Here is a 15,709-nt window from a genome sequence, read left to right on the forward strand (position 1 = left end):
TCAGAGGGCGAAAGTCATAGCACTATCCTAAATCGGAGGCAAGACCCAAGCCGAAAGAACAAACAACAAAAAGAACAAACAACAAAAAGAACAAACAACAAAAAGAACAAACAACAAATGGACACCCCCATCCCTGTAAACCCCTCATACAATGGTTGCTATGACTGCCCCCGCTTCGCAACGCCGCACCCTCCTAGCCCTAGCCCTCACTCAGGTCTTTGGAACCATCGGGCTAGGAGTCGCCCCTACCATCGGTATTCTGCTTGCCAGCGAGATGACCCACAGCCAGGCGCTCGCAGGAGTAGCGAGGACGGCTTCCACTTTTGGTGCGGCCCTGTTCGGTATTCCGCTGGCCAACCTGGCAGCACGAACATCACGCCGGTGTGCTCTCTCGGCGGGCTGGCTGGTCGCAAGTCTGGGGGCTGCTCTTCTGGCATTCTCTGCAGGGGGCGCCTACCTTACCCCGGTTATCCTGGGTATGCTCATGATTGGTGCGGGGAGCGCAGCTAGCTACCAGGCACGGTTTGCAGCGACCGACCAGGCCTCAGAGTCTCAGCGTACCTCAGCCCTGAGCTTTATCGTGTGGGTGGGAACCATCGGTTCTGTGCTCGGGCCTAACATCGGTACGCCAGCCCGCCTGCTCTCTGAGCGGTGGGGTACCAACCTCTACGGCACAGCCTTCGGGCTAGCTGCCCTTGCTCTCTGCTTAGCTACAGCGATGGCCTACCTGTTCCTGCCTGCCCCCTCCCTTACATCGAATGTGACTGACCCGCCGGGAGTCAGCCCCCACCGGCCTTCTTTTGGTGCCCGGTGTGCAGCGGTTTACCGGCATATTGTTGGTAACGCTCAGGCACGGTGCGCTGTTCTTGCTCTGCTGGGTGCCCATACTGTGATGGTGAGCGTGATGACCATGACGCCGGTTCACATGAACCACCAGGGCGCCAGCATTGAAGTCATTGGCCTGACGATCAGCTTGCACGTTCTGGGCATGTTCGGCCTGTCCCCGCTCATGGGAATTGCCGCTGATAGGTTTGGGCAACGACCGGTTATTATGGCGGGGCTGATGACACTTGTACTTTCACTCGCACTAGCCATAGTTGCACCCGAGAACCAGCCTGTGATGGTACTTTCCCTGACCCTGCTGGGCTTGGGCTGGTCGGCGGTGTTTGTCGCCGGATCGGCGCTCTTTGCGGCCTCGCTCCCGCAGAAACAGAGAGTTGAAGCCTCAGGCGGCCTAGATGCGCTCATGAACCTGGGGGCAGCTATGGCAGCACTGGCATCAGGCCTTGTACTGGCGGCTGCATCCTTCCCTGTCCTTGCCGGGCTAGCTGGTCTGCTCCTTGCCCCCGGGGCGATAGGGCTGTGGGCTAGCAGACGCTAATTCCTGGGGACGGTCTACCTAGCTGACCTTAAAGTTCCTTATCTAATGCTTGACGTAGGTTCCTCGTGATAGCGGTTGCCTGCCCCATCACAAAGTACCTCACGGCAGGTTTAGCAATAAGGCCAAGTGGCTTGCGCACCAGGCCTTGGAGGGTACCTATCTTCTTGCTGTTGGGCCGAACCCATACGAGAGATAGCCGGCAGATGCACCCATTTGAGTCCTCGGTGAGCTGGACTGAAACCTGTTGAGTGTTCAGCTGCGGTTCATGGGGGAACTTGAGCTCATACTCAATGCGCTTACTTTCTGCGTCTTTTCCTATGAGAGTGACTTCTTGAACCTGCCGGCTTGGTTTGCTTGGAACCTTAGAAAATTTTCCGGTGGGAGCAGCTGAGCGACCAAGCCAGGGTCCGGTGGATCCTGGCTCTACCTCGAGAGACTCGATAGCAGGTAGCCAGTTGGGGAGGTTGCTGGGGTTACTGACGAATTCCCAGGCCTTTTGCGGGTTGGTCGGAAGGAATACCGTGTGACTTGCACCGATACGGTTCTGATGTGAAGTGTCAACAACCTGCCTGGATGTAGAGGAGGGCAGCTGTTCTAGGGCCGTTACAAGCGCTGAATGCTCTATCTTGGCTTCGCTCAGGATCTCTTGGATATACCCACTGGACTCTTGGGCCAGAGCAAGGGCTAGCTCACGGGATGTCTTTACCTGATTGAGAATTCTCCTTGCGCGGTCAGTCAGCTGGTAGCCAGCAAGCTCCGGGAGTGACACTGGGGCTGGTGCGCTGATACCGAGTTCTTTGAGTAGCTTGTTATCAACTGCTCTGGTCGCGCTAGCTAGGACTCTTGGGTGTGCTCTGTGACTGCGGAGGGTGACCCCTACTTGGCCAGCATCGAGTGCGAGAGCCATGAGCAGATCAGGCAGGTCGATGATATTTTTGCCGCGCTCTGTTGCAATATCCCGGGCTAGGGTAAGGGTTGCGATGTAATCAGTTAATGAAGGCGCCTGCTTCTTCTGTAGGGTCATGATTTCCTCCGTGGGAGAGGGATAGATGGGTCTATCCGTTTGGCGTACTTTTTGTGCACAGCCTGCCGGCTAACCCCTAGGCAATCTGCAATGGCCTGCCAGCTCATGCCGCTCTTGAGCGCGGCTTCGACTTGCTGATGTTCAAGAGAGTCGGCAAGAGCTTTCAGTGTTGCTACTGCACGCAGACCCCGTCTAGGGTCACTGGTGTTGGCTGCCTGATGGGTGGCTGCTTCTGGATCCATGATGTCAACCTTAGTTGCTAATGGTGGATAGTGTCAATATATGTTGACAATTGTCTAGATAGTTTTCCGTGCAGTCCCATGCTGACTCCGTGAGATAATAGGTTGGTGAATACCCTCCTGAGCAAGCAAATACTAGCCCTGGCTGACTCCCGTGGCACTGCCCTTGACCGACTCATTCTTGCTGACTCCAAAGACATGCGCCAGATTACTAAGGGGCCGGGGCAGGATATCTTGATTCTCGATGACCCCACCGGTGCTTTAACTTTGGAGTCACTAGCCCTAGTGCTTGCTCGCGGAGGGCGGGTGCTCAGCCGTCAACGCTCCTATGACCTAGCGCTAGAGCTCTTCCACACGGCTCACACCCTAGGGGAGGAAGCGTCCGCCCGCCTCCTCATAGCCGGCCTCGATAACAAAGGAGAGATAGACCCAGGCACCTTTGGCCTCACCAACTTTTTGGTAGCCCACAGCTTTCAGGGCAACCTAGCTTTGGGGCACCTACCTAAGAGCCACTCTGCACTAGCGGACACCAGCTACGATTTTTCCACCTACCAACAGGCCAAGGGAGCCGGGGCAACTCTGCTAGTAGGCGGTAATACTAAACACATGGTTCACACCTTTAACGAGACACTGGGGCAGAGCTTCGCCAGCGTTCGTGGACTGCGCGGCAAAGGCAAACACCGGTGCCTCTTAGCAACCGAACCAAAACCCCAGGGGAGTCCACCTAAGCTGGCTGGTGCGCTCGCCGCTTTTGGTGGGGTGTTCTCCGGCGGTAAGCCCGATGCTGGTGGTCAGCTCTTAGCCCGTGCCTTCCTTAGCGACCTTGCAAGCTCCGATAATGAGCTTGTGAACAAACGACCATTAACTCTGCTCGATTTAGGGTGCGGTAATGGCTCTGTGAGTTTGGACATCTTGGGTAGCTTACCTGTGGGGTGCCGGGTATCAGCGCTCTATGCCACTGACCTGGACCTTGACGCTATTCGCTCGGCTACAGTTAACCTCACTAAGAACCCTGCCGTACAGGTGAGCTGGGATGATGCTGCGAGTAGGTTACCTGATGCCAGCGTAGATGCTGTCCTGCTCAACCCGCCCTTCCATCTAGGAACAGCGGTGGACCTTACTTTGATTGGTCCTCTCCTGAGAGCCGCTTACCGTGTGCTGGCACCCGGTGGGCGCTTATATCTAGTGCATAATTCGCACGCTCGCTATCGCCAGCAGGTAGAAGAACTCTTCATTAATACCCGCCAGCTGGAACGTACACCCACCTTTACCGTCTTGAGTGCCAGCAAGAAATAGGCAGAAAGAAACTATGACTATCAAAATTATTGCCATCGGTAAGAAGCACGAGAAATGGGTTGCGGACGGAATTGATCGCTACGAAACCCGCCTGCGCAAGCCCTGGGACCTGACCTGGCAGTATTTACCGCACTCATCTTTGGCAGAAGAAGCCGCTCGTGCCGAAGAATCCCGGCGCATCCTGGAAAAAATTGGCCGTGATGATTACCTGATTCTGCTCGATGAGCGGGGCAAGATGCTCAGCTCCCCGGGGTTATCTCGGGTTCTTCAGGCACAGCTGGGTTTTAAACGGATCGTCCTGGTGATCGGTGGGGCCTACGGGGTAGATGAGACAGTGCGTTCCCGCGCCAATACTGTATGGAGCCTTTCGGAGCTGGTCTTTCCCCATCAGCTGGTCCGACTGATTATTACCGAGCAGATTTACCGGGCCGGTGAAATTGCGGCTGGGCGCCCCTATCACCACCAATAGGGTCGGGTCTCAGAGGTTATTGTTACTTAGCTTTCTAGGGAGCTTGAGACAGTTTTGAGCACAAACTGTCAGCTCCCGGCGCGTAGCATTACCTCAAGAGCCTGCCAACCGGCTATATTTTTATGTATGGCAAAGAAAAAAGTTACCGTAGTATCCGCGCTTGCGGCGACCGCCCTGCTCGCTGGCTGTGCGCAAACCACTGTTCCCGGCCTGGGCTTCGAAAAAACTGACGGCTGGGGTGGCCGTGACGACATCACCTTTGAGGTAACTGCCGAACATAACGGCGCCGAAGTACCCGCAACCGTCACTGTTTACCAGGACCAGATTAGTTTTGAGGGCAACAGCACAGAATTTGAAGGCGAAAACTTCTACAAGCTGACCTTCGACGACCTGGCAGACCTCTCAGGTTCCCAGCTCCGTATTTCAGTTTCAGCTCAGGATGCTGAGGCCGAGGTCTCCTGCGCTATTAAGGGTACCGGCTACTCTCTTAAAGAAGGCGAGCATGTTAACCACAACAACGCGGCTGAGGGCACCGGTAGCGCAACCTGCGTTCTCAATGTTGCATAACCAATAACACTCTCTCATCACACACAGGTGGGCGCCGCAGACGGTGCCCACCTTACGCTTTAAGGCCGAGCCAAATATGCGTTGAGAGCAAGAATATGAAAAACTAGCCCTATGAGCACTCCCGGGGCGCACGAACTAAGAACCATCGTTGCAGAAGCAGCTGACGAAGCCGCCAACATCGTTTACCGTGTTGGCGATAACATTCACTCATTCCGAGCCAAACGTGCCCGCCAAACCGGGCTTGAACCCGTCCTCGTTCCCAGCGTTGGGTACGGTGGGCAAGGTTGGGTCCGGATACTCGGACGGGCACTCTACAAAACAAACCTGTTTGAGGAGTTCTTTGACTCTGTTGAAAAGGGCGACCCCTCCGTGGACCCTGTGCGGGGCTGGCGGTCCTTTACCTCGGTAGCGATTTCTCACGCCCCGATTAACGTCACCATTGACGGTCTAACCCACACAGTTTATACAGACCGAGGGGGAGTAATTGATGAGAAGCTCAAGCTGGACCTTGCACCCGGTCTGCACGACGTCACGATGTCCACAGAGGGGAGCCAGCCGGTAACCACCAGCGTCTACATCGTACCCGAAGACCAAACCCTGGGCGTTATCTGCGACGTGGACGATACTGTCATGAACACGGCCCTTCCCCGGCCTTTCGTGGCAGCCTGGAACAGTTTTGTGCTCAACGAGCACGCCAGGAGTGCGACCCCCGGCATGGCGGTGATGATGGATCGCCTACACCGAGCTCACCCCAAGGCACCTTTCATGTATCTTTCCACCGGTGCCTGGAACGTTACCCCCACCCTCCGCCGCTTTCTGCACCGTAACGGCTACCCCAAAGGCACCTTCCTGCTCACCGACTGGGGGCCCACCCCTGATCGCTGGTTCCGCTCCGGATCGCTCCATAAAGTAAACGCCCTCAAACGCCTTGCCGGTGAGTTCCCCAATATACGGTGGATTCTCATCGGTGATGATGGTCAGCGGGACCCCGAAATCTACAATGGGTTTGCTGTGCGCTACCCCCAGAACGTAGAAGCAATCCTGATTCGTAACCTCACCTTTGGCGAATCGGTCCTTTCCTCAGGCCGTGTCTGGGGCGATAATCGAGCCCGCGATATCATCAAAGGTGACCTCTGGCTGGAAGGCAATGACGGTACTGCCCTCTACGAGCAGTTGAAAGAACGCGGCCTAGTGTAGCCCTTGTCCCCCCAAAACCTTAAAAAGCACCCTTGTCAAGCCTGGCAAGGGTGCTTTTTCGATGACACACCTTGGTAAAAAAATCTCTTAAATCTTGGTGAACAAGCCTTAAAGGCTCAAGGCTCAATTTAGGGTTAAGCGCCATTCCCTTGTAAATACGCGGTAGCTTTAGCCACCCGGTGCGAGCCCGGGAACAGAGCCTGCATCGTAACTCACATGATGGGGCAACTGAGCTACGGTAACCGATAAATATGTGGATAACCCCCTTAAAGCGCGGAAACCCGCGGAAGGCCCTGTGGATAGACGTCGACCAAAAATTTTTTCGTAACAGACCACACTATGTTGGGCTAGGTGCGTGCTTTGAACACTAGATGTAGTATTAAATCCCGGTTCGGGGGATAAGGGAGATTCCTCCCCAGAACACCCCCACACAGCTCGCAAGGGCTGTTCGCTTCAGTCACTTCCTGCGCAAGCGGGATACCAAGGAGAGACCCCACCATGACCGTAACGGTGTACACCAAGCCAGCATGCGTTCAGTGCAACATGACCTACCGCGCACTCGATAAGCTCGGAGTCGAATACAACACCGTTGATATCACCGAGGACCCCGCAGCGCTAGAACTTATCAAGGGCATGGGTTACCTGCAGGCACCCGTTGTGATCGCCGGCGAAAACCACTGGTCAGGTTTCCAGCCCGACCGCATTAACTCTCTAGCCGAACTCGCCGCTTAAAAATCTTCTGGGGCTTTAGAGGACTGTACAGCCAGCAAGGGCCCCTTGAACTGCCGCCGTATAAGAGCAGGCAAGAACCCAGTAACTACAACCTCAGGCCAGGCGACTGCGCTCATGGAAAAACCCCAGTACACACCAGAACAGATCACGAGCCAACCCACTATCGTTTACTTCTCATCAGTTTCTGAAAACACACACAAGTTCATCCAGAAAACCGGGATAAACAGTGTCAGGCTCCCCCTGAAAACCAAGGACGAGCCACCCCTAGTAGACCACCCCTACGTCCTCTGTCTACCAAGCTACGGGCGTCCAGGAGGGGCCGGATCTATCCCACCTCAGGTGCTGAAGTTCCTCAACATCCCAGAAAACCGCCGTTTCCTACAAGGAGTCATTGGAGCCGGGAACACAAACTTTGGTGACCTTTACTGCGTAGCAGCAGATAAAGTCGCCGCTAAATGTCAGGTACCGGTGCTCTTCAAATTTGAATTGATGGGCACCCAAGAAGACGTAGACACCGTACGAAAAGGACTAGAAGAATTTTGGACTCAAAACTCCCTGTACCCGGTCTCAGCCTAGAACCAGGCCACGAGGACCCAAGCACCCCCGAAAAATACCAGGGCATGGGGTACCACGAGCTCAACGCCCTGCTAAATCTATACGATGAGAAGGGCCAGATTCAGTTCGAGGCTGACCGGCAAGCAGCCCGCCAGTACTTCTTGCAGCACGTCAACAACAACACTGTTTTCTTCCACGACCTAGAAGAAAAGATTGACTACCTCATCAAGCACCAGTACTACGAGCCAGAGATCTTCGAAAAGTACCCCTTCGAGTTCGTCAAAGAGCTTTCTAAACTGGCCTACTCCAAGAAGTTCCGCTTCCCCACCTTCCTGGGGGCCTTCAAGTTCTACACCTCCTACGCGCTCAAAACTTTTGACGGTCAGCGCTACCTGGAACGCTTCGAAGACCGCGTGGTCATGGTAGCCCTGCTGCTAGCAGAGGGCGATCAGGCTCTTGCCACCAAGATTGTTGAAGAGGTCATCGCAGGTCGTTTCCAGCCGGCGACCCCCACCTTCCTGAACGCCGGTAAGAAGCAGCGTGGCGAACTGGTTTCTTGCTTCTTGCTGCGCATCGAAGACAACATGGAGTCCATCGGACGCTCCATCAACTCGGCCCTGCAGCTCTCCAAGCGCGGCGGCGGTGTGGCTTTTGCGCTCACCAACCTGCGTGAAGCCGGCGCACCCATCAAGAAGATTGAGAACCAGTCCTCGGGTGTTATCCCCGTGATGAAGCTCCTGGAAGACTCCTTCTCCTACGCCAACCAGCTAGGTGCCCGTCAGGGTGCAGGTGCAGTCTACCTGCACGCCCACCACCCAGATATCTACTCCTTCCTGGACACCAAACGCGAAAACGCTGACGAAAAGATCCGTATTAAGACCCTGTCCCTGGGCGTAGTCATCCCCGATATCACCTTCGAACTGGCTAAGAAGAACGAGGACATGTACCTCTTCTCGCCCTACGATGTTGAGCGTATCTACGGCCTACCTTTCTCAGATATCAACGTCTCTGAGAAGTACTACGAAATGGTCGATGATGCTCGCATCAAGAAGACTAAAATCAAGGCCCGCGAATTCTTCCAGACCCTGGCAGAAATCCAGTTCGAGTCCGGCTACCCCTACGTCATGTTTGAGGACACCGTCAACAAGGCCAACCCCATCGACGGCAAAATCATTATGTCCAACCTCTGCTCCGAGATCCTGCAGGTTTCCGAGCCCTCGGTTTACAACCCCGACCTGGGTTACGCAACCGTTGGCAAGGACATCTCTTGCAACCTGGGTTCACTCAACATTGCCCTGGCAATGGACGGTGGTGATCTGGGTCAGACCGTGGGAACCGCAATTCGCGCGCTAACAGCAGTCTCAGACCAGTCTGATATTCGCTCCGTACCTTCCATCGAACGCGGTAACTCCATGAGCCACGCCGTTGGCCTGGGACAGATGAACCTGCACGGCTACTTGGCCCGCGAGCATATCTACTACGGTTCCGAAGAAGCACTTGATTTCACCAACATGTACTTCTACACCGTCACCTACCACGCAATCCGCGCCTCTATGGAAATCGCCCGTGAACGCAAGGAAACCTTTGCGGGGTTCGATAAGTCCAAGTACGCCAGCGGCGAGTACTTTGAGAAGTACATCAACGGAACCTGGGACTTTGAGACCGAACGAGCCCGTGAACTCTTTACAGGACACTCTGTACCCACCGCTGATGACTGGAAGCAGCTGGCTGCCAACGTCGCTGAATACGGTATGTACAACCAGAACCTGCAGGCCGTTCCGCCCACCGGCTCAATCTCCTACATTAACGGGTCAACCTCATCGATTCACCCGATTGCCTCCAAGATTGAGATCCGCAAGGAAGGCAAACTGGGCCGTGTCTACTACCCCGCGCCCTACATGAACAACGAGAACCTGGACTACTACCAGGACTCCTACGAAATCGGGTACGAGAAGATCATCGACACCTACGCTGTTGCCACCCAGCACGTGGATCAGGGCCTGTCGTTGACCCTCTTCTTCAAGGACACCGCAACTACCCGCGACGTCAACAAGGCCCAGATTTATGCCTGGCGAAAGGGCATTAAGACCATCTACTACTCGCGTATCCGCCAGATGGCTCTTGAAGGGACCGAAGTCGAAGGCTGCGTGTCCTGCATGCTCTAAAGGCTTGAAGCTTGCTGGGCTGGACTATGAAGCCCAGCAAGCTTTTTCGAGCCCGGCGGGGGAGCACCCCCAAACCCGCCTCAAGGTCACCATGCTTTTTACCCGGTAGGGTGACAGAATAGAAACGAAAGTGCCCTCACCGGCACACATACCACCCCCATGCGAGGAGAACCCATCACCATGAGTGAGAAGGTCGAACTGGTCCATCACGTTGAAGCAATCAACTGGAACCGTATCGAAGATGAAAAAGACCTAGAGGTCTGGGACCGCCTGACCGCCAACTTCTGGCTACCAGAAAAGGTGCCGCTCTCCAACGACGTCCAGTCCTGGAAGACCCTCACCGAGGAAGAAAAGCAGCTCACCATGCGCGTCTTCACCGGCCTGACCCTGCTGGACACCATCCAGGGAACCGTTGGCGCTGTCTCCTTGCTGCCAGATGCCGTAACTGCCCACGAAGAAGCCGTGTACACCAACATCGCTTTCATGGAGTCCGTACACGCCAAGAGCTACTCATCCATCTTCTCCACGCTCTGCTCCACCAAGGAAATCGATGAGGTCTTCCGCTGGTCCACCGAGAACGAGCACCTGCAGAAGAAGGCCCGCATCGTCATGGACTACTACCAGGGCAGCGATCCCCTTAAGAAGAAGGTAGCTTCAACCTTGCTGGAATCCTTCCTCTTCTACTCCGGCTTCTACCTGCCCATGTACTGGTCCTCTCGTGCCAAGCTCACCAACACCGCAGACCTGATCCGCCTGATTATCAGGGACGAAGCCGTGCACGGTTATTACATTGGCTACAAGTTCCAGCGCGCTCTTGAAAAGGAAACCCCCGAGCGCCAGGCAGAACTTAAGGAATACACCTTCGACCTGCTCTACGAACTCTACGAGAACGAAGTGGCCTACACCCACTCACTCTACGACGGGGTTGGCCTGAGCGAGGACGTTAAGAAGTTTCTGCATTACAATGCCAACAAGGCACTCATGAACCTAGGCTACGAGGCTATGTTCCCGGCAACCGTCACTAACGTGTCACCGGCAATCCTGGCAGCCCTGTCACCCAACGCTGATGAGAACCACGACTTCTTCTCTGGCTCCGGCTCATCCTACGTGATCGGCAAGGCCGTTAACACAGAGGACGAGGATTGGGACTTCTAAGCTAAGCCCCAACGTTTAACCTGAAGAAAGCTGCCTCTCCACCGCACACAAGCGGGGGAGAGGCATGACAGGTGCGTTCACCAGTAGCTGCCCGCGCCCCAGGAGACGAGCCAGATAGCCAGAGAAAGAGAGCTATGCCTGCCGCCATCACCAGCTATGTAGCTGTAGAAGAAATTTTGGCCGCCCAACTGTCGGTAGATTTGTGCCTACCTGAACAGGCCATTGCCATAGCTCGTCAGCACGGTTCTACCCAGCTTTCTGCGCCTCGACTACCGCTGGACCAAATGCACCCGGCCCGCCGCCGCTACCGTGACCACTGGGAGCTGAGGCTGATAAACTTTCGAGGGCTGACGGTGATTTGCGCCCAGCACCCGCGAGTCCGCGAGGCCGCCGATAACCTACTAGCAGGGGACAACGGCAACTGGGTGGGGGACTACTCCGAACTGCGCAAACTCAACGATTACCTGACCCCCTATGCGCTACAGCTAAGCGGTACCTCGCTCTTCTATACCCCCGGCAAAGATTTTTGGCAGGAACAGAACCTACAACGGTCTGCCCCCGCAGGCTTTGAGTACCGGTGGCTTGAGCCGGAAGAATTCGAGAAATTCCGGGGCGATAGCCGCTTCGAAAATGCCCTGGGTTTCAAGGAGCTCCGCCCAGATGTCCAGGTACTGGGGGCCCTTGCCGGGGGCGAAGTGGTTGCTCTTTCAGGGGCTAGCGAAGACTCCAACTGGTGCCGGCAAATTGGGATTGATGTGCTCCCCGAGTACCGGGGTAGGGGGCTGGCTTCTTATCTGGTGCGTGAACTTGCAGTTGCTATTCTGCTGGAAGGATTCGTTCCTTTCTACGGTACAAGCCCCTCACATATCCTGAGCCAGCAGGTAGCCCTGAAGGCCGGTCTGCGCCCGGCCTGGTGGGAGTTCGTCTCGACCAGTCTTAATGAAATTTCGGTGAGCTAATGGTAGAGATTCGGCGGCCTGGCCGAGAGGGGTCGAGGATGGCCAACACGATTGAGCGTGCTTTAGAAACCGTCAGGGCTGTGGGCAGGGGGGAGGAAGAATCACATATCAGGCTTTACCGCCCTGCGGCTGCTCTTGCCTTTGGACGTAGGGATCAGCTCAATCCTGGCTTTGAAGAGGCCGCGCAGCTAGCGCAAGCACACGGTTTTGAACCCCTTGTTCGGCGGGTGGGCGGACGAGCTGCCGCTTACCACCGGGGGTGCCTGGTCATTGACCATTTTCAGCACGACCCGGATGCTGTCAGTGGCAACCACCTGCGCTACCGGCAGTTTGGGGACTTACTCGCTCAGGCGCTCGAAACACTGGGGGTAGAGGCTGGCCTGGGAGAGATAGCGGGGGAGTACTGCCCCGGTGAGTATTCGGTCTGGGGTCAGCTGGCCAACGGTAAGAAGGTTAAACTGGTTGGAACAGCTCAGCGGGTTGTCGCTGGTGCCTGGTGGTTTTCAGCGGGGATAGTAGTGCAAGATTCAGCACCCCTGCGCGCGGTCACTCGCGATGTTTATCAGGCTTTAGAGCTACCGTTAGACCCTGCAACAGTCGGTGCAGTCCAGGACATTGAGCCTTTAGTGACCGTTGATGATGTCGAAGATGCCCTCCTTGACGCCTACGAAAAGGGGGGGTTCTCATGTGTGGCCGCTACGCCCTAGAGCTTGCTATGGAACATCCCCAGTATGTGGCCGGTGTTGAGCTAGCTGAACCAGTCCTTAATTACAACGTTGCACCCACAGCCTCCGTGCCTATTCTGGTCGATAGGCTTGAGAACGGTAGCTTTGTGCGCGAACTGCACAGTGCCCGTTGGGGTTTGCTACCTGCCTGGGCTCAAGACCCGGCGCAGTCTTCCCGTGCCTTTAACGCCCGGAGCGAGACTATTTTTACTAAGCCCACCTTCCGTGATGCCGCTGTAGCCGGGCACTGTGCAATCCCTATGAGCGGCTACTACGAATGGAAGACCGAGACCACTGCTGGCGGTAAACAGGCCAAGACACCCTACTTTGTGCACCGTTCTGACCGCAGACCCATTTATTGTGCGGGGCTGTATTCCTGGTGGCGGATTCCTGAAGACTTTGCCGGTCCCGGTCAAGTATTTGAGGGTCGAGCCAAGAGCTGGTTGCTGTCCTGCTCCATTATCACCATGGATTCACCAGGCAATGGTGAGTTTGACACCGGAATTGTGGCTGATGTGGGAGGGAGCCCCGCCTATGCCAGCCCCATGGAAGAGGAACTGGGGAAGCTACACAGCCGGCTACCGGTGCCTCTCTCTGTCGCCGATGATAAAGCTATCAGCCCCAGTGACAGTCTCACCCGCTGGTTGCAGGCAGGTCGGCCCGCTGGCGGGCAAGCACCCTCAACCTCTGCCCTCAAAGCGCAGTATCGACAGGCCGCGGAAGCCGAGCTAGACTCAATTCGCCAAGAAGCCTTCGCCCAGCTCTCTGCCTGGACCCTGCACCCGGTCAGTAAGGACGTGGGTAACGTGCACAATAAGGCCAGCTACCTGATCGAGCCAGTTGAGGACCTACTGACCGGATTGTAAAGGCAGGCTGCGGGAGGCCTAGATAATATCCTCGGGCTCAGGGAACCAGCGGTTAAAGTCCAGGGTCAGGTAGAGAGCTAGCGCGGCAGCGTTATTATCGCTAATACATACCGATACCTGCTGGTAGCCGTCTGCAAACATCTGATCCAGGCTCCGGCGAATCAGCTGCTCAGCCAGGCCCTCACGGCGGCGTGAGGCCGCAGTGAACAGCTCGTAGATGGTCGGTATATTTTTGGGCTCGGTCACGATGCGGTTTTTGAGGCAGAGCGCAGCGGCGATGATCCTGCCGTGGTCATCTAGGATGACGGGGGAGGCTTCAGCATAGAAGTCCCCGTGCTCACCGCGCAGGATGCTCGATATTTCTTGCTCAGCTTCTGACTGGGAACCAAAGCGGTTCTCGTCATAGGAGGCAAAGTACAAACGAGCCAAATCCTGAGCATCCTGTGGCTGCGCCCATCGAGTGTTTACCGTTAGAGGCTTATGTGACTTAGAGGTCTGCGATACCAGGGTAATTGTTCCGCTCATCTTCTTCTCTCCTCCTCAGGGGATGTCAAGTTTTGTACTTGTGATTTATAGAATACCGTCTTGAGGGGGTATTGCCTACTTATCCTCAGTAAACCGGGAGCCGCAGGATAATTTTATCCTGCGGCTCCCGGGGGGCCGCCTGTGGCGTTCTCTGTAGGTGCTCTATGGTCCGTAGACTGCTTGCTTTTTAGGCTGCGTGCTGGCAGGTGGAGCAGCTGCAGTTATCGCAGAGGCAGTTGGCGCAACTGTCACTGCACTCTGCGCACTGGCAACTCTGGTGGTTGCAGGTGGGGCAGTCGCAGTTACTGCATTCGCAGGTGGCGCAGATGTCTGAGCAGTCCTGGCATTGGCAGGTGCTGCATTCATCGTAGTGGCCCTCGTGCTCACGGTGGGCGTGACCATCGTGCAGGTAATCTACATGGTCCAGGTGGATGATAGCCTGGTGGCCGCAGTCTGGGCCGTGGGTGTGGGCGTGGGCTTCTGATTCGCGGTGGCTAAGGGTGCTCATCTTTGTTCCTTTGTATGTTGTTGGACATCTTGAATGATGTGTTTGATATGTTGATCAGCTAGCTGGTAGAAGGTTTTGCGGCCCTCTTGCCAGCTAGTAATAACCTGGGCCTCTTTGAGGAGCTTGAGGTGGTGGCTGGCCAGGGGCTGGGAAACCCCTAGGCAGTTATGAATCTCACTGACCGTATGGGGTTGGTCCATAATGTGGTGGCACATAGCTAGCCGCAAGGGGTGAGCTAGAGCCGAGAAGAGCGCCACTGAGGGCTGGTAGGTCTCTAGTGGGTATTCTTCAGCGGTATCCATAAGAGATATTTTATATAAAGAAATTTTTATAAGTCAAGGGCTTTAAACTGCTCATCAGGAAGACTGGCTGGATCCCGGCGGCGGGGATACCCTAAGGGTAGGTAAGCTCGTGGGGTATCCTATAGCTTGTGTCAAAACGTTCTTTGTGGTCAGTAGATAGTTCCAGCATGGTGGTTCACGGCGATAATCTTGCCGTGCTCAAAAACCTGCCCGAAGAGAGTTTCCAACTCATCTACATCGACCCGCCCTTTAATACGGGTAAAACCCAGAAGCGGCAGAGCATCAAAACCGTACGTGCTGAGAGCGGAACCCGGGTCGGCTATAAAGGCCAGACTTACGAGACTATTAAGGGCGATATCTACGGCTATTCAGACTCATTTGAGAACTACTGGGAGTTTCTAGAGCCCCGGCTCATGCAGGCCTGGCGACTACTCAAGCCCAGCGGCACGCTCTACCTGCACCTGGACTACCGCGAGGTGCACTACGCCAAGGTGGTACTCGATGCGCTCTTTGGCCGTGAATGCTTTTTGAACGAGATTATCTGGGCTTATGACTACGGTGCTAAGTCAAAGAAAAAATGGCCCGCCAAGCACGACAATATTCTGGTCTACGTCAAAGACCCCCAAAATTACTACTTCAATTCATTGGCTGTTGATAGGGAGCCCTACATGGCGCCCGGGCTGGTTACCGCAGAGAAAGCCGCGATTGGCAAACTGCCCACAGACGTTTGGTGGCACACTATTGTCTCACCCAGCGGTAGAGAAAAAACTGGCTATGCCACCCAAAAACCCCTGGGTATCCTGCGCCGTATAGTGCAGGCATCGAGTGCCGAGGGTGACTGGGTGCTGGACTTCTTTGGTGGCTCCGGTACAACCGGGCACGCCTGTGCGGAGCTGGGCCGTAAATTCCTGATGATTGACCAGAACCCCGAGGCCATTAAGGTCATGCGCAAGCGCCTGAGAGCTGTGGACGGTCTGGACGTCACCTTTAAGAAATCACGAGCTAAAGCTTCACAAAACCTCCCAAAGGCTGTCTAAAAACAGC

General features: G+C 55.5%; 19 protein-coding genes. 15 read left to right on the plus strand and 4 right to left on the minus strand.

Features of this window, described 5'->3' with window-relative positions:
* The first annotated feature begins 160 nt into the window (after positions 1–160).
* Positions 161–1,381, plus strand: a complete 1,221-nt coding sequence (locus tag ACN085_RS01595) for an MFS transporter (protein WP_419110366.1) — start codon at positions 161–163, stop codon at positions 1,379–1,381.
* 28 nt (positions 1,382–1,409) lie between these two features.
* Here ACN085_RS01595 and ACN085_RS01600 read toward each other — a convergent pair whose 3' ends face one another.
* Positions 1,410–2,405 carry an SRPBCC family protein gene (locus tag ACN085_RS01600; protein ID WP_419105305.1) on the minus strand — a complete coding sequence of 332 codons (996 nt, stop codon included), beginning with the start codon at positions 2,403–2,405 and terminating at the stop codon, positions 1,410–1,412.
* Positions 2,402–2,647 carry a hypothetical protein gene (locus ACN085_RS01605; protein WP_419099593.1) on the minus strand — a complete coding sequence of 82 codons (246 nt, stop codon included), beginning with the start codon at positions 2,645–2,647 and terminating at the stop codon, positions 2,402–2,404. The genes ACN085_RS01600 and ACN085_RS01605 overlap by 4 nt, the downstream gene beginning before the upstream one ends.
* A gap of 105 nt (positions 2,648–2,752) precedes the next feature.
* Between ACN085_RS01605 and ACN085_RS01610 the strand changes: the two genes are divergently transcribed.
* The 11 genes from ACN085_RS01610 (at position 2,753) to ACN085_RS01660 (ending at position 13,330) form a co-directional block, all read left to right on the plus strand.
* Entirely contained in the window at positions 2,753–3,940 is a 1,188-nt protein-coding gene (locus ACN085_RS01610; protein WP_419110367.1) for a class I SAM-dependent methyltransferase, read from the plus strand.
* 13 nt (positions 3,941–3,953) lie between these two features.
* A complete protein-coding gene (locus tag ACN085_RS01615) occupies positions 3,954–4,409 on the plus strand; it encodes a 23S rRNA (pseudouridine(1915)-N(3))-methyltransferase RlmH (RefSeq protein ID WP_419110368.1) in 456 nt (151 codons plus the stop codon).
* A gap of 126 nt (positions 4,410–4,535) precedes the next feature.
* Positions 4,536–4,976, plus strand: coding sequence for a hypothetical protein (locus ACN085_RS01620; protein ID WP_419105303.1), 441 nt, complete (start codon positions 4,536–4,538; stop codon positions 4,974–4,976).
* A 111-nt stretch (positions 4,977–5,087) separates the two neighbouring features.
* Positions 5,088–6,173, plus strand: a complete 1,086-nt coding sequence (locus ACN085_RS01625; RefSeq protein WP_419105302.1) for an App1 family protein — start codon at positions 5,088–5,090, stop codon at positions 6,171–6,173.
* A 498-nt stretch (positions 6,174–6,671) separates the two neighbouring features.
* Positions 6,672–6,905 carry a glutaredoxin-like protein NrdH gene (gene nrdH, locus ACN085_RS01630; protein ID WP_419099598.1) on the plus strand — a complete coding sequence of 78 codons (234 nt, stop codon included), beginning with the start codon at positions 6,672–6,674 and terminating at the stop codon, positions 6,903–6,905.
* Positions 6,906–7,019: 114 nt separating this feature from the next.
* Positions 7,020–7,481 carry a class Ib ribonucleoside-diphosphate reductase assembly flavoprotein NrdI gene (gene nrdI / locus ACN085_RS01635; RefSeq protein WP_419099599.1) on the plus strand — a complete coding sequence of 154 codons (462 nt, stop codon included), beginning with the start codon at positions 7,020–7,022 and terminating at the stop codon, positions 7,479–7,481.
* Entirely contained in the window at positions 7,445–9,625 is a 2,181-nt protein-coding gene (gene nrdE / locus ACN085_RS01640; RefSeq protein ID WP_419099600.1) for a class 1b ribonucleoside-diphosphate reductase subunit alpha, read from the plus strand. Before nrdI ends, nrdE begins: the two co-directional genes overlap by 37 nt.
* Before the next feature lie 180 nt (positions 9,626–9,805).
* Positions 9,806–10,780: a class 1b ribonucleoside-diphosphate reductase subunit beta gene (gene nrdF / locus ACN085_RS01645; protein ID WP_419099601.1), complete on the plus strand. Its 975-nt coding sequence runs from the start codon at positions 9,806–9,808 to the stop codon at positions 10,778–10,780.
* A 134-nt stretch (positions 10,781–10,914) separates the two neighbouring features.
* Complete coding sequence (locus ACN085_RS01650) at positions 10,915–11,739, plus strand: GNAT family N-acetyltransferase (protein ID WP_419105301.1); 825 nt, start codon at positions 10,915–10,917, stop codon at positions 11,737–11,739.
* 38 nt (positions 11,740–11,777) lie between these two features.
* Entirely contained in the window at positions 11,778–12,446 is a 669-nt protein-coding gene (locus ACN085_RS01655) for a lipoate--protein ligase family protein (protein WP_419110369.1), read from the plus strand.
* The gene (locus ACN085_RS01660; protein WP_419110370.1) at positions 12,425–13,330 is read left to right on the plus strand and encodes an SOS response-associated peptidase; all 906 of its coding nucleotides are present in this window, start codon (positions 12,425–12,427) and stop codon (positions 13,328–13,330) included. The genes ACN085_RS01655 and ACN085_RS01660 overlap by 22 nt, the downstream gene beginning before the upstream one ends.
* Positions 13,331–13,348: 18 nt before the next feature.
* Here the strand turns inward: ACN085_RS01660 and ACN085_RS01665 are convergent, their stop codons facing one another.
* Entirely contained in the window at positions 13,349–13,855 is a 507-nt protein-coding gene (locus ACN085_RS01665; protein WP_419099605.1) for a GNAT family N-acetyltransferase, read from the minus strand.
* Positions 13,856–14,051: 196 nt separating this feature from the next.
* Between ACN085_RS01665 and ACN085_RS01670 the strand changes: the two genes are divergently transcribed.
* Both ACN085_RS01670 and ACN085_RS01675 read left to right on the plus strand, forming a co-directional pair.
* Positions 14,052–14,189, plus strand: a complete 138-nt coding sequence (locus tag ACN085_RS01670) for a hypothetical protein (RefSeq protein ID WP_419099606.1) — start codon at positions 14,052–14,054, stop codon at positions 14,187–14,189.
* A gap of 12 nt (positions 14,190–14,201) precedes the next feature.
* Entirely contained in the window at positions 14,202–14,339 is a 138-nt protein-coding gene (locus ACN085_RS01675) for a hypothetical protein (RefSeq protein WP_419099607.1), read from the plus strand.
* Between the two features lie 20 nt (positions 14,340–14,359).
* Here ACN085_RS01675 and ACN085_RS01680 read toward each other — a convergent pair whose 3' ends face one another.
* Positions 14,360–14,665 carry an ArsR/SmtB family transcription factor gene (locus ACN085_RS01680; protein WP_419105298.1) on the minus strand — a complete coding sequence of 102 codons (306 nt, stop codon included), beginning with the start codon at positions 14,663–14,665 and terminating at the stop codon, positions 14,360–14,362.
* Between the two features lie 167 nt (positions 14,666–14,832).
* On the opposite strand from ACN085_RS01680, the gene ACN085_RS01685 reads away from it, so the two are divergent.
* Positions 14,833–15,702 carry a DNA-methyltransferase gene (locus tag ACN085_RS01685; protein WP_419099802.1) on the plus strand — a complete coding sequence of 290 codons (870 nt, stop codon included), beginning with the start codon at positions 14,833–14,835 and terminating at the stop codon, positions 15,700–15,702.
* The last annotated feature ends 7 nt before the right edge of the window (positions 15,703–15,709 follow it).

Origin of the sequence: Rothia sp. P4278, assembly GCF_048512945.1 — a bacterium.
Classification (GTDB): domain Bacteria; phylum Actinomycetota; class Actinomycetes; order Actinomycetales; family Micrococcaceae; genus Rothia.